Below are 13,558 nucleotides of genomic sequence, written 5' to 3'. Positions count from 1 at the left end.
TATGATACCGCCCAGGTATTAAACCAAACGTAAACCAGACTTTGCCCATTGCGGATCCACCCCTTCGCTTTAGGCTTAATGATTATTTCATTGATGCGTCACAGGGAAACAAGCATGCAGAACCGCCTCACCATCAAAGACATCGCGCGTCTGAGCGGCGTGGGTAAATCCACCGTCTCACGGGTGCTGAACAACGAAAGTGGTGTCAGCGAGCGCACCCGCGAACGCGTCGAGGCGGTGATGAATCAGCACGGCTTCTCCCCTTCACGCTCGGCGCGCGCCATGCGCGGGCAGAGCGACAAAGTGGTGGCAATCATCGTTACCCGTCTGGATTCGCTGTCGGAAAACCTGGCCGTGCAGACCATGCTGCCCGTCTTCTACGAACAGGGCTACGATCCGATCATGATGGAGAGCAAGTTCTCGCCGCAGATGGTGGAAGAGCATCTCGGGATGCTGAAACGCCGCAACATCGACGGAGTGGTACTGTTTGGCTTTACCGGCCTCGGTGAGCAGATGCTCGGGTCGTGGCAATCGTCGCTGGTGATGCTGGCCCGCGATGCCCGCGGCTTTGCCTCGGTGTGCTACGACGATGAAGGGGCGATTCGCGTTCTGATGCAGCGCCTGTACGACGGCGGTCATCGCCATATCAGCTATCTTGGCGTGCCGCACAGCGACGTCACCACCGGCCAGCGCCGCCACAATGCCTACCTCGAATTCTGCAAGCAAAACGCGCTGCCTGCGGTGGCTGCGTTACCCGGGCTGGGGATGAAACAGGGCTATGAAAAGGTGGCCGACGTGCTGACCCCGCAGACCACTGCGCTGGTCTGTGCCACGGATACCCTGGCTCTGGGCGCAAGTAAGTACTTACAAGAGCAGCGCCTCGACAGCCTGCAGCTGGCGAGCGTGGGCAACACGCCGCTGATGAAGTTCCTCCACCCGGAAATCATCACCGTCGATCCGGGCTACGCCGACTCCGGCCGTCAGGCCGCTATGCAGCTGATTGAGCAGATAAACGGCCGCAGCGAACCCCGCCAGATCGTCATTCCCGTCACCCTCTCCTGAGCGTCAAAAGACGCTTTATTGTGATCCTCGCCCGATTTCGGGAACGTTCCCATTTTCCGCGTTACGCTGAAAGAGTAGGCTTGCCTCCAGTCCATAACCCCTACCATCTGTCATGAGGTTTCATGATGAGCAAAGTAAAACAAACGGATATCGACCAGCTGATCGTGCTGGTTGGCGGACGTGACAATATCGCCACCGTCAGCCACTGCATTACCCGCCTGCGTTTTGTGTTAAACGATCCGGCCAGGGCCAACCCGAAAGCCATCGAAGAGCTGTCGATGGTGAAAGGCTGCTTCACCAACGCCGGGCAGTTCCAGGTAGTGATCGGCACCGAAGTCGGCGACTACTACAAGGCGCTGCTGGCCACCACCGGCCACTCGTCGGCGGATAAAGAGCAGGCCAAGAAGGCCGCGCGTCAGAACATGAAGTGGCATGAACAGCTCATTTCACACTTTGCGGAGATCTTCTTCCCGCTGCTGCCGGCGCTGATCAGCGGGGGCTTAATCCTCGGCTTCCGTAACCTGATCGGCGATATACCGATGAGCGACGGCAAAACCCTCGCCCAGATGTACCCGGCCCTGCAAAGCATCTATGACTTCCTGTGGCTGATTGGCGAGGCGATCTTCTTCTACCTGCCGGTGGGGATCTGCTGGTCGGCGGTGCGCAAAATGGGCGGCACGCCGATTCTGGGTATCGTGCTGGGCGTAACCCTGGTCTCTCCGCAGTTAATGAACGCTTACTTACTTGGGCAGCAGGTGCCTGAGGTGTGGAACTTCGGCCTGTTTACCATCGCCAAAGTGGGCTATCAGGCGCAGGTGATCCCGGCCCTGCTGGCCGGTCTGGCGCTGGGGATGATTGAGACCCGCCTCAAGCGCATGGTGCCGGATTATCTCTATCTGGTGGTGGTGCCGGTGTGCTCCCTGATCATCGCGGTGTTCCTCGCCCACGCCTTTATCGGTCCGTTTGGCCGTATGATTGGCGACGGCGTGGCGTACGCGGTGCGTCACCTGATGACCGGCAGCTTCGCCCCGATTGGCGCCGCGCTGTTTGGCTTCCTGTATGCCCCGCTGGTGATCACCGGCGTGCATCAGACCACCCTGGCAATCGATATGCAGATGATCCAGAGCCTCGGCGGCACCCCGGTGTGGCCGCTGATTGCCCTGTCGAACATTGCGCAGGCCTCGGCGGTGACGGGCATCATCATCGTCAGCCGGAAGCATAACGAACGTGAAATCTCGGTCCCGGCGGCGATCTCCGCCTACCTCGGGGTCACCGAGCCGGCGATGTACGGCATCAACCTGAAATACCGCTTCCCGATGCTCTGCGCGATGATCGGCTCCGGGCTGGCGGGCCTGCCGGGCATCCTCTCTATCCAGACCAGCTACTGGCAGGTCTTCTCCCTGGCGATGGCCATTGCGATTATCGTCCCGATGGCGCTGACCACCATTATCTATCAGCGCAAGTTCCGTCAGGGCACTTTGCAGATTGTTTAATCTCTTTCGGGGCGCCGTTGCACCCCTTCGCATTTGCAGGAACGCATCATGAATACCCTTCCTCACTGGTGGCAGAACGGCGTCATCTATCAGATCTACCCTAAGAGTTTCCAGGACACCACCGGGCGCGGCACCGGGGATTTGCACGGCGTGACCCAACGTCTCGACTACCTCAGCACCCTCGGCATCGACGCCATCTGGCTAACGCCGTTCTATATCTCTCCGCAGGTGGATAACGGCTACGACGTGGCGAACTACGTCAGCGTCGATCCGGCCTACGGCACCCTGGATGATTTCGACCAGCTGGTGGCCGAAGCCCATCAACGCGGGATCCGCATCGTGCTGGATATGGTGTTTAACCACACCTCTACGCAGCACGCGTGGTTCCGCGAGTCGCTCAATAAAGAGAGCCCGTACCGGGAGTTCTATATCTGGCGCGACGGCACCCCGGAGCAACTGCCCAATAACTGGCGATCCAAGTTTGGCGGCAACGCCTGGCGCTGGCATGCCGAAAGCGAGCAGTACTATCTGCACCTGTTTGCCCCCGAGCAGGCAGATCTCAACTGGGAAAACCCCGAGGTGCGCGCCGAACTGAAAAAAGTGTGCGAATTCTGGGCCGATCGCGGCGTGGACGGCCTGCGTCTCGACGTGATTAACCTGGTGTCGAAGGACCAGGATTTCCCGGACGATACCATTGGCGATGGCCGTCGCTTCTATACCGACGGGCCGCGCATTCACGACTATCTGCAGGAGATGAGCCGGGACGTCTTTACCCCGCGCAACCTGATGACGGTGGGCGAGATGTCCTCCACCCGCCTGGAGCACTGCCAGCAGTACGCCGCCCTCGACGGGCGCGAACTGTCGATGACCTTTAACTTCCACCACCTGAAGGTGGATTATCCCAACGGCGAGAAGTGGACGCTGGCGAAACCCGATTTCGTGGCGCTGAAAGCGCTGTTCAGCCACTGGCAGCAGGGAATGCACAATAAAGCCTGGAACGCGCTGTTCTGGTGTAACCACGACCAGCCGCGCATCGTCTCGCGCTTTGGCGACGAGGGCGAGTACCGCGTCCCGGCGGCGAAGATGCTGGGGATGGTGCTGCACGGCATGCAGGGCACGCCTTACATCTATCAGGGCGAAGAGATTGGCATGACCAACCCGCACTTCACCCTCATCACCGACTACCGCGACGTGGAGAGCCACAACATGTTCGCCGGGCTGCGTACCCAGGGACGGGATGCCGACGAGCTGCTGGCGATCCTCGCCAGTAAATCCCGCGACAACAGCCGCACCCCGATGCAGTGGGATAGCTCCGCCAATGCCGGGTTTACCAGCGGCGAGCCGTGGATCGCCCTCGGGAATAACGCCGAGGCGATCAACGTCGAGGCGGCGCTGGCCGATCCGGATTCGGTGTTTTACGCCTATCAGACGCTGATCCAGCTGCGTAAAACCCTGCCGGTGCTGACCTGGGGGGATTATCAGGATCTGCTCCCGGATCACCCGTCCCTGTGGTGCTATCGCCGCCAGTGGCAGGGCCAGACGCTGATGGTGGTCGCCAGCCTGAGCCGTGAGTGTCAGTCGTGGCAGCCGCAGGCGGTTGAGGGCGACTGGCAGGTGGTGATGAGCAACTACACCGAAGTGTCGCCGCAGCCTGGCGCCATGACCCTGCGTCCGTTTGAGGCGGTATGGTGGCTGCAGGCCTGACGTTATCCGCCGGGCACCGCACGGTTGCCCGGCGCACCCCTTTTTTGGTGGAAAATCAACCAGATTAGCGCTTGCAGAATTTACAAACCCCGGATCGCCCGCCATCTGTACACTTCGTTTTTTACCTTGTCCTGAATCAAATAAATCGCAAACTTGTTTGATGCAAAGCACTACATATAGAACTTAAAATGCTCTCCGACCCAAGATGTTGTATTTATCGTCTATTATTGCCACAAGACGATGCCAACCACGCTGCGCAAAAGTGTGGATAAAAAGGGTCGATATCAGGAGAAATCGCGGGCGAGTCGGCAGTTACGGTCCCGACCCCTTTCCCTGCCTCTGTGGATAACCTGTTCTTAAAATGGAGTGATCATGACACCGCATGTGATGAAACGAGATGGCTGTAACGTGCCTTTCAAATCAGAGCGCATTCAGGAAGCGATTCTGCGTGCAGCTAAAGCAGCGGGAGTCGATGACGCAGATTACTGCGCCACCGTCGCAGACGTTGTCAGTAATCAGATGCAAAACCGCAGCAAGGTGGATATCAACGAGATCCAGACCGCGGTAGAAAACCAGCTGATGTCTGGCCCTTATAAGCAACTGGCCCGCGCCTACATTGAATACCGTCACGACCGGGATATCGAGCGTGAAAAACGTGGTCGCCTGAACCAGGAGATCCGTGGTCTGGTGGAACAGACCAACTCTGCGCTGCTCAACGAAAACGCCAACAAAGACAGCAAGGTGATCCCTACCCAGCGCGACCTGCTGGCCGGTATCGTCGCCAAGCACTATGCCCGTCAGCACCTGCTGCCGCGCGACGTGGTGCAGGCCCACGAGCGCGGGGATATTCACTATCACGATCTCGACTACTCGCCGTTCTTCCCGATGTTCAACTGCATGCTGATCGACCTGAAGGGCATGCTGACCCACGGCTTTAAGATGGGTAACGCCGAGATTGAGCCGCCAAAATCAATCTCCACCGCCACCGCGGTGACCGCGCAGATCATCGCCCAGGTCGCCAGCCATATCTACGGCGGCACCACCATCAACCGGATCGACGAAGTGCTGGCCCCGTTTGTGACTGCCAGCTTTAACAAGCACCGTCAGACGGCAGAAGAGTGGCAGATCCCGGATGCCGACGGCTATGCCCGCTCCCGCACCGAGAAAGAGTGTTATGACGCCTTCCAGTCGCTGGAGTATGAGGTGAACACCCTGCACACAGCCAACGGCCAGACGCCGTTCGTCACCTTTGGCTTTGGTCTGGGCACCAGCTGGGAATCCCGTCTTATCCAGCAGTCCATTCTGCGTAACCGCATCTCTGGCCTCGGCAAAAACCGCAAAACCGCGGTGTTCCCGAAACTGGTGTTCGCTATCCGCGACGGCCTGAACCACAAGTTCGGCGATCCGAACTACGACATCAAACAGCTGGCGCTGGAGTGCGCGAGCAAGCGCATGTACCCGGACATTCTGAACTATGACCAGGTGGTGAAAGTCACCGGGTCGTTCAAAACCCCGATGGGCTGCCGCAGTTTCCTCGGCGTGTACGAAGATGAAAATGGCGAGCAGATCCACGACGGACGTAACAACCTGGGCGTGATCAGCCTGAACCTGCCGCGTATCGCCCTGGAAGCCAATGGTGACGAAGCCGCGTTCTGGACGCTGCTGGACGAGCGCCTGCTGCTGGCGCGTAAAGCGCTGATGACCCGTATCGCCCGCCTGGAAGGGGTCAAAGCCCGTGTCGCGCCGATCCTCTATATGGAAGGGGCCTGCGGTGTGCGCCTAAAGGCTGATGACGATGTGTCGGAGATCTTCAAAAACGGCCGCGCCTCTATTTCGCTGGGCTATATCGGCATCCACGAAACCATTAACGCCCTGGCAGGCGATCAGCATATCTACGACAGCGAAACCCTGCGGGCGAAAGGCATCGCTATTGTCCAGCGTCTGCGCGATGCGGTGGACCAGTGGAAAGACGAAACCGGCTACGGGTTCAGCCTCTACAGCACCCCGAGCGAAAACCTGTGCGACCGTTTCTGCCGCCTGGATACCGCCGAGTTTGGCGTGGTGGAGGGGGTGACCGACAAAGGGTATTACACCAACAGCTTCCACCTCGACGTGGAGAAGAAGGTGAACCCGTACGACAAGATCGACTTTGAAGCGGCTTACCCACCGGTGGCGAGCGGCGGTTTTATCTGTTACGGCGAGTACCCGAACATCCAGCACAACCTGAAGGCGCTGGAAGACGTATGGGATTACAGCTATCAGCACGTGCCTTATTACGGTACCAACACGCCCATCGACGAGTGCTACGAGTGCGGCTTTACCGGCGAGTTCGAATGCACCAGCAAAGGCTTCACCTGCCCGAAATGCGGTAATCACGACGCCGCCCGCGTCTCCGTGACCCGCCGGGTGTGCGGTTATCTCGGCAGCCCGGATGCACGTCCGTTCAACGCCGGGAAGCAGGAAGAGGTGAAGCGCCGCGTGAAGCATCTGGGGAATGGGCAGATCGGTTAATTCTGCGCAGGGTTCTCCCCCTCACCCTACCCCTCTCCCTCAAGGGAGAGGGAACCGATCGAGCAGATTGTTAAGCCCGGCACCGGTTTTCTCCCTCTCCCTGTGGGAGAGGGCCGGGGTGAGGGCATCAGGTTAACGCTATGAACTTCCATCAGTACTACCCCGTCGACATCGTCAACGGTCCTGGCACCCGCTGCACCCTGTTTGTCTCCGGCTGCATCCACGAATGTCCCGGCTGCTACAACAAAGGCACCTGGCGGCTCAACTCCGGCATGCCGTTCACCGCAGAAATGGAACAGCGGATCATCGACGATCTCAACGACACGCGCATCAAACGCCAGGGGATCTCCCTCTCCGGTGGCGATCCCCTGCACCCGCAGAACGTGCCGGATATTTTGCGGCTGGTGCGGCGCATTCGCGCCGAGTGTAAGGGCAAAGATATCTGGGTCTGGACCGGCTATAAGCTGGATGAATTAAACGATGACCAGATGCAGGTTGTAGAGCTGATCAACGTGCTGATCGACGGCAAGTTTATGCAGGATCTGAAAGATCCGATGCTGATCTGGCGCGGCAGCAGTAATCAGGTGGTGCATCATTTGCGTTGAACTCAAAAACGACTCAAACACTCCATCGCCACGGTTTTAAACTCGTCAAAATCGTGGCATCCGCACAGTCGGGTCATGGCCCTTTCACGCAGGAAGGTGACGAAGATATCGTAGATCGCCATCGCCTCTTCGTACTCGCTTTTACTGATGGCGAGCAGGAAGATGACGTGCGCGGTATCGTCGCCCCACTGGATGCCCTGCGGGGCCAGCACGGTGTAGACCACGGTTTTTTGCGCCAGCAATCCGAGGGAGTGCGGCAGGGCGATGCCGTCGCCGAGCAGGGTGCTGACGATGGCCTCACGCTCCACCACCGAATCGAGAAACTCCGCGTCAACAAACCCCTCCTCCTGCAGCTGACCGCACAGCTCGCGGAACAGCGTCTGCTGGTCGATGGGGCGATCGATAACCCGGAAATGGCTGGCGTCGAAGAACTTCTCCAGCATCCACGGGCGCGTCCTGTCCACCAGCACCAGCTTGCCGATCTGCTCTAACTGGTAGTCGGTCGGGAACGGGGCGATCTGTACCACCGGCTTGGCTTTTTCCGCGATTCGCGCAGTGGAGATAACGAAATCTTCGCTGATGCTCTCGCACTGCTCGTACTCCCGCAGCGTCAGGGTGCGCGTCACCTCGATTTGCGGGTACTTGCGCTGCAGCACCGCCTCGATCATCCGCACCATCGCGTTGCCCGCGTCGCAGACCAGCAGCACCCGCGGCTGGCGCTGATAGCCAATGTTGTAGTGGCGCTCCAGCCCGACGCCGATGTGCAGCACCAGGAAACCGATCTCGTTTTCGCTGATCACGTATGGGGTGTATTTCCCCCAACTGGAGACCGCGGCGAGGGTCATGTCCCACGCCATCGGGTAGTGCTGCTTGATGTTATCCAGCAGCGGATTGGGGATCATGATCTGGTAGCGCACGCGGGTGATCATGGTTTTTATATGGGTCAGCAGATCCGCATGCAGCTGAGTGTCGTCGAGCAGGTTGTAGTTAAAGTGGGTGTTGATATAGCGCAGGATGTAGTTGACCAGCGCCTCTTCGTCATCGGCGTTAATGGCGCTGGGGGAGATCTCCTGCACCTGGCGCGCGGCGATATGCACCCCCAGCCAGGTCTCTTCCGCGGGCGAAAGGGTCTTATCCGCCAGGCGGGCGATGGCGCTGGCGATATCCCGGGCGGCATCGCGCACGTTCTCGGCCACCTCTTCGGCGTTAAATTCCGGGAGCGGATAACCTTCGCTGATGCGTCGCACCGTCACCGCACCGTAGAGGCGCAAAAACAGTTCGCCCTCGTCGGTGAGGCGAATATGGTGGCGGGTGAAGGTCTCATGCAGGACGGCGGCGAGCTGTTCCGGCACGCCGGCGTTGAGCGCCACTTCCGTCACCAGCGGGTTGAGGTTGTCCTGCTGCGCCAGCTGCCACAGCAGATCGGTCAGACAGGCGCGGATCGCCATCTCACTGCCAAACAGCTTCATGCCGTGGCGCGGGCGGGTCTCCAGCGTCAGGCGGTAGCGGTGAAACCACTCCCGTACCTCCGCCATATCACTTTGCAGCGTGGCCCGGCTGACAAACCACTCGTCGGCCAGATCTTCCAGCTTGAGGGAGAAGGCCGAGGTGAGAAAGCGCACTACCAGGTAGTGCACCCGCTCCGGGCCGGTACGCGGAATACGCAGCATCCGCGGATGGGAATCCTGCAACTGCTGATAGCGGGCCGGATCGTCAATTTTTAGCTGATAGCCGTTCCCGCGGCTGAGAATAAACTGCGCCCCGTTTCCCGCCAGCAGCGCATTGAGTGCGGTAATGTCAGCCCGGACGGTACGCGTGGAGACCGACAACCGTTGCGCCAGTTCATCCTGAGGCAGCGTTTCGTTTTGCAACAGATCGAAAAGTTGCGCTAAACGTTGGTTGGGAAATCGCACGTGGTTGTCCTCTTACAGCTTAGGGTGAAATGACCATCTGGGATGGGCTGCCGACCGGGGTATAGTCTGGTTCGAAGCTCAGCTTGCCGTCCTGCGCCACGCGGAAACGGGTGATGTTGTCGCTGCGCTGGTTCATGACGTACAGCCAGCGCCCCTGTTTATCCAGCGTCAGGGTGCGGGGATAATCGCCGCGCGTCCAGACATCGTCCTGATGGGTCAGCGTGCCATCCGCCGTTACGGTAAAGTGCCCGATGCTGTTATGCAAACGGTTAGCGACATACAGCTGTTTGCCATCAGCACTGAGTGCCAGCCCGGCGGCAAAACTGGTGCCTTTGTAACCGTCCGGCAGCGCAGAGAACGTCTTGCCCTCTTTCAGGGTGCCGTTAGCCTCCACGGCATAATGGGTCAGCGTAGACGCCTCTTCGTTAATCAGCCACAGGGCATCCCCTTTTGGCGTAAAGACGAAGTGGCGCGGTCCGGCCCCTTTCGAGGAGGCGCTGATAAACGGCGGATCGTTCGGGGTCAGTTTTCCGTTTTGATCGTCAAAACGGTACTGGTAGATCCGATCCAGCCCCAGATCGGTGGAAAAGACGTATTTCCCGCTTGGATCGGCGGCGATCATGTGCGCATGGGGGCCGTTGTGATCGCTGATGGCAAAGCTGCCCTCTGCCGCCGCTTCCGGTTTCGCGGCGCCAGGTTCACCCTGATCCTGATGTTTGTCGGTAGCATCACCCAGACTGCCGTCTGCGTTGATCGGCAGAACCGCAATCGAACCGCTGACGTAGTTCGCCACCAGCAGATGCTGGCCGTTCGGCGTCAGGGAGAGATACACCGGACCCGCCCCACCGGAGACCACCTGATTGAGCTCACTCAGCTCGCCGTTATCGCCCACCCGCAGCGCCTGCACCACGCCCTGCTCCACTTCGCTGGCCAGATAGAGCGTTTTGCCGTCGTGCGAGATGGTCAGCTGCGCGGCGTTCGGCAGCGTGCTCACCAGCGTTTTGTTGGCGAGCGCACCGGATTGCGGGTCCAGGGTAAAGCGGTACAGACCTTCACCGTTGGGGTTGTAGGTGCCCACCCAGGCATACTGCGTCTGGGCGACGGCGGCGGTGGCAAGCATTGAGAGTGAAGCGACAAGCAGGTTACGGGTGTGCATGGTGGCTCCTTAAGGTGTGTGCGGTTTGTTCCCCTCACCCCGGCCCTCTCCCCAAAGGGGAGAGGGTGTAAAAGTTCCCTCTCCCCTTTGGGGAGAGGGCTGGGGTGAGGGGTGTTGTTTTTATTACTTCACCAGTTTCTTCGTCATTTCCAGTAGCGTGCGGACATCTTCAGGACGGGTGTCGCCGCTGGCTTTGTCGATGATCGAGCTGTAGATATGCGGGATGATCTTGCTCACGCCCGCGTCGAGGGCGATCTGCAGGATCTCCTCATAGTTTTCCAGATCGATGCCCCCGGTCGGCTCCAGCCAGAAGTCGTGACGGGCGCAGGCTTCCGCCACCGCCTGGTATTCGTCACGGCATTTCAGGCCGCCCATCGGGAAGTATTTGATTGAGCTGCCGCCGAAATCCTTCAGCAGGGCAATCGCGGTTTCCACCGGGACGATACCGTCCGGTGCCGCGCTGCTCAGCGGGCCGGTGGAGATCTTGACCATCCCGACGGTGCCGGTCGGGGAGACCAGGCCGTTGACCACGGATTCACTCTGCCCCAGCAGCGCGCGGCTGGTGGCGACGCCGGTGAAGACCTGGTTGACGTGCTGCGGCTGCACCTGGCGGGAGATCTCGCTCACCATCGCCGACTGGTTCGGATCGCCCGCCCCGAGGCCGACGGAGAGCGCGTTGTCGATAAGCTGAGCATACTCGCGCATATCCGCCACGGCGCTCGCCACGTCCGGGTAGTTTTTGGAGAGCACGCCCACCAGCACATGGCCTTCTGCCGCTTCATAGATGGCGCTGGCGTTAGCTTTGGAACCGGCCAGCACGTTCAGGCAGACGCGGTCGCGATAAAAATTGGGGGTCAGTTTCATGCCTTTTTCTCCTGGCCTAATACTTCGCTGATGCGGCGATAGACGATATTCAGTTGGTCAGCGCTGACGCTGCGCACGTCGGCTTCGATGATCCCTTCGTTGGCCTTGTAGCCGCGGAAGTAGATGGCGTATTCGCCCTGCTTCAGTCTCGCAACCAGGTCGCCGGTGCCGACGCCGGTAGTGGCTTCGTCAAACTTGATCTCGGTCCGGGCGATGTCACGACCGGCGCTGTCCCACACCACGCGGGCGGTGACACCGTTAAGGGTATTCAGGGCATCGATAAACGGGGTCATCTTCGCCACCATCTCGTCGCCGCTCTCTTTGGTCGCCGTCAGGTAGTGTTCGATGGCGCAGGTCAGACCCAGAATGCCCTCTTTACCCACCTTCATGGCGCGGCCAATGCCCGCCGTCTGACGCTTGACCCACTCCACATACTGAGTTCGGCCGATCACCAGGCCGCTGGTTGGCCCTTCGATGGCCTTCGCCCCGCTGTAGATCACCAGGTCCGCGCCGGAACAGTAGTAAGCGTGCAGATCTTCTTCCGCCGCCGCATCGACGATCAGCGGCAGATCGTGTTTCCGGGCGACTACTGCCGCCTGCTCCACGCTGAGCATGCTCTTCTGCACGCAGTGGTGGGATTTGATATAGAGGATTGCCGCGGTGCGCGGAGTGATCGCCGCCGCCAGCTGATCGGCGGAGCATTCGTTGGCGTAACCGGCTTCCACCAGCTTGCCGCCGCCCAGCGCCACCATGGTGCCGACCGGGGCGCCAAAGTTGACGTTGTGGCCTTTCGGCAGGACGATCTCGTTGTTCTCAATCGGGGTGATGTGCAGGTTCTCCAGCAGCCAGTCACTGTCTTTCACCAGCACCGCCGCCACCGACTGGGCGATGCCCGCCGAGGCGCAGGAGACGACGGTCGCCCCTTCCACATCCAGCAGCTTCGCGATGTACTCACCGGTTTTGTTGACCAGATCCTTCATCTCGAAGTACTGGTTCATCCCCTCCATGGCCGCCTGCACCACTTCCGGGCGCGGGGTGGAGACGCCGAGCGCGGTCATGCGCCCGGAGGTGTTAATCACCTGTTTTAAATTGTATTTCTCAAAAATTGAAGGCATGTTCCGTGCTCCCTTGTTCGGTCATGTAGCCCTTGCCCGCGCGGATCGCGGCAAGCGGCACCAGAATATGTTCAGCCTGCAGGCTGTCGTTTTCGGCATCCGTCAGCACGGTTGGCTGGCGTTTAATGGTGAACAGCGTCAGGTCGGCGTCGAGGCCTGGCTGAATGCGGCCTTTATGGGCCAGGCGCAGGCCGTCGGCGGCGTTGGCGGTCACGCACTCAATCACCTGCGGCAGCGACATGCCGATGGCGAGGAATTTCGACATCACGCTGGCCAGCGAGCCCACCGGGCCGTTGATACGGTTGCGGCAGTAGATATCCGAGCTGATGGTGTGCGGCAGAATGCCCAGCGCAATGGCGCGTTTCGCCACCTCAAAGCTGAAGCTCGCCGTGCCGTGGCCGACGTCCAGACGCACGCCGCGTTTCAGGGCGTTGGTGACAGAGGCACGCAGCTCGCCCGACGGGGTCAGAATGCGGTTCGGTTTGCCGTTGTAGCAGTGGGTAATGATGTCCCCGGAGCTCAGCAGGTCGGCAATCTCATCAAGGTTCGGCGGGTTGTTGCCGATGTGCACCATCAGGGGCAGATCGCCGTTCTCTTTCTGGATGGTTTTGGCGCGCTCCAGCGGCGTAATGCCGTTCTCACCAACCACGCTGCTGCTCATGCGCGCTTTCAGGCCGACGATAAAATTCGGGTGGCGTTTCACCGCCTGCTGCACCGCGCTGGCGTCGATATTGGCCATATTGGCCAGTTCGTTCTGGGCAATCAGCCCCACGCGGGAGATGTTCAGCAGGGCAAAGACCTCGGTGGCGGCGTTGCGGGTAATCTCGTAGAAGTCATCCACGTCATCCGCCCCGGTACTGCCCGCGTCCACCACCGAGGTGACGCCAGTGGCAATGCCCACGCTGTCCGGCTCATCATGGTAAATCGGGGAGTTCGGGTAGCAGTGGACGTGGGAGTCAATCCAGCCTGCGCTGACCCAGGTGTCACCGTTTAGCTCAACGGTATGATGGGCGGGATCGGTGAGGTCGCCCACCGCCGCGATCTTCCCGTCCTGAATGGCGATATCGGTCAGGGTATCGTCGGTAAGGCGCGCACGGCGCAGGAGTAAATCAAACATGGGGTTCTCCTGATAAGG

Annotated in this window: 10 protein-coding genes; 5 read left to right on the top strand and 5 right to left on the bottom strand. The window is 59.9% G+C overall.

Features of this window, described 5'->3' with window-relative positions:
* The first annotated feature begins 114 nt into the window (after positions 1–114).
* The 5 genes from treR (at position 115) to nrdG (ending at position 7,375) form a co-directional block, all read left to right on the top strand.
* Positions 115–1,062 carry a trehalose operon repressor TreR gene (treR, locus tag G7090_RS02635; protein WP_166181431.1) on the top strand — a complete coding sequence of 316 codons (948 nt, stop codon included), beginning with the start codon at positions 115–117 and terminating at the stop codon, positions 1,060–1,062.
* Positions 1,063–1,187: 125 nt separating this feature from the next.
* Entirely contained in the window at positions 1,188–2,555 is a 1,368-nt protein-coding gene (treB, locus tag G7090_RS02630) for a PTS trehalose transporter subunit IIBC (protein WP_166185064.1), read from the top strand.
* A 48-nt stretch (positions 2,556–2,603) separates the two neighbouring features.
* A complete protein-coding gene (treC, locus tag G7090_RS02625) occupies positions 2,604–4,259 on the top strand; it encodes an alpha,alpha-phosphotrehalase (RefSeq protein ID WP_166181430.1) in 1,656 nt (551 codons plus the stop codon).
* A gap of 372 nt (positions 4,260–4,631) precedes the next feature.
* Positions 4,632–6,770 carry an anaerobic ribonucleoside-triphosphate reductase gene (nrdD, locus tag G7090_RS02620; RefSeq protein WP_166181429.1) on the top strand — a complete coding sequence of 713 codons (2,139 nt, stop codon included), beginning with the start codon at positions 4,632–4,634 and terminating at the stop codon, positions 6,768–6,770.
* A gap of 140 nt (positions 6,771–6,910) precedes the next feature.
* Positions 6,911–7,375: an anaerobic ribonucleoside-triphosphate reductase-activating protein gene (gene nrdG, locus G7090_RS02615; protein WP_166181428.1), complete on the top strand. Its 465-nt coding sequence runs from the start codon at positions 6,911–6,913 to the stop codon at positions 7,373–7,375.
* A 2-nt stretch (positions 7,376–7,377) separates the two neighbouring features.
* On the opposite strand, the gene G7090_RS02610 is transcribed toward nrdG, so the two are convergent.
* The 5 genes from G7090_RS02610 to G7090_RS02590 form a co-directional block, all read right to left on the bottom strand.
* Entirely contained in the window at positions 7,378–9,288 is a 1,911-nt protein-coding gene (locus G7090_RS02610) for a transcription antiterminator (RefSeq protein WP_166181427.1), read from the bottom strand.
* Between the two features lie 19 nt (positions 9,289–9,307).
* A complete protein-coding gene (locus G7090_RS02605) occupies positions 9,308–10,444 on the bottom strand; it encodes a lactonase family protein (protein ID WP_166181426.1) in 1,137 nt (378 codons plus the stop codon).
* Between the two features lie 123 nt (positions 10,445–10,567).
* The gene (locus tag G7090_RS02600; RefSeq protein ID WP_166181425.1) at positions 10,568–11,308 is read right to left on the bottom strand and encodes a KDGP aldolase family protein; all 741 of its coding nucleotides are present in this window, start codon (positions 11,306–11,308) and stop codon (positions 10,568–10,570) included.
* Positions 11,305–12,423, bottom strand: coding sequence for a DgaE family pyridoxal phosphate-dependent ammonia lyase (locus G7090_RS02595; protein ID WP_166181424.1), 1,119 nt, complete (start codon positions 12,421–12,423; stop codon positions 11,305–11,307). The genes G7090_RS02600 and G7090_RS02595 overlap by 4 nt, the downstream gene beginning before the upstream one ends.
* Positions 12,407–13,540: an amidohydrolase/deacetylase family metallohydrolase gene (locus tag G7090_RS02590; RefSeq protein ID WP_166181423.1), complete on the bottom strand. Its 1,134-nt coding sequence runs from the start codon at positions 13,538–13,540 to the stop codon at positions 12,407–12,409. Before G7090_RS02590 ends, G7090_RS02595 begins: the two co-directional genes overlap by 17 nt.
* Positions 13,541–13,558: the final 18 nt, after the last annotated feature.

The organism is Leclercia sp. 29361 (assembly GCF_011290365.1).
In the GTDB taxonomy this organism is placed as follows: Bacteria; Pseudomonadota; Gammaproteobacteria; order Enterobacterales; family Enterobacteriaceae; genus Enterobacter; species Enterobacter tamurae.
Note: the sequence above shows the minus strand (reverse complement) of the source record. Positions and strands in the feature narration are given on the sequence as shown.

What these genes read in the sequence shown, in the direction of transcription:
- G7090_RS02600 (WP_166181425.1), bottom strand. Translation starts at nt 11,308, where the DNA reads ATGAAACTGACCCCCAATTTTTATCGCGACCGCGTCTGCCTGAACGTG.
- nrdG (WP_166181428.1), top strand. Translation starts at nt 6,911, where the DNA reads ATGAACTTCCATCAGTACTACCCCGTCGACATCGTCAACGGTCCTGGC.
- treB (WP_166185064.1), top strand. Translation starts at nt 1,188, where the DNA reads ATGAGCAAAGTAAAACAAACGGATATCGACCAGCTGATCGTGCTGGTT.
- G7090_RS02595 (WP_166181424.1), bottom strand. Translation starts at nt 12,423, where the DNA reads ATGCCTTCAATTTTTGAGAAATACAATTTAAAACAGGTGATTAACACC.
- G7090_RS02605 (WP_166181426.1), bottom strand. Translation starts at nt 10,444, where the DNA reads ATGCACACCCGTAACCTGCTTGTCGCTTCACTCTCAATGCTTGCCACC.
- G7090_RS02590 (WP_166181423.1), bottom strand. Translation starts at nt 13,540, where the DNA reads ATGTTTGATTTACTCCTGCGCCGTGCGCGCCTTACCGACGATACCCTG.
- nrdD (WP_166181429.1), top strand. Translation starts at nt 4,632, where the DNA reads ATGACACCGCATGTGATGAAACGAGATGGCTGTAACGTGCCTTTCAAA.
- treR (WP_166181431.1), top strand. Translation starts at nt 115, where the DNA reads ATGCAGAACCGCCTCACCATCAAAGACATCGCGCGTCTGAGCGGCGTG.
- treC (WP_166181430.1), top strand. Translation starts at nt 2,604, where the DNA reads ATGAATACCCTTCCTCACTGGTGGCAGAACGGCGTCATCTATCAGATC.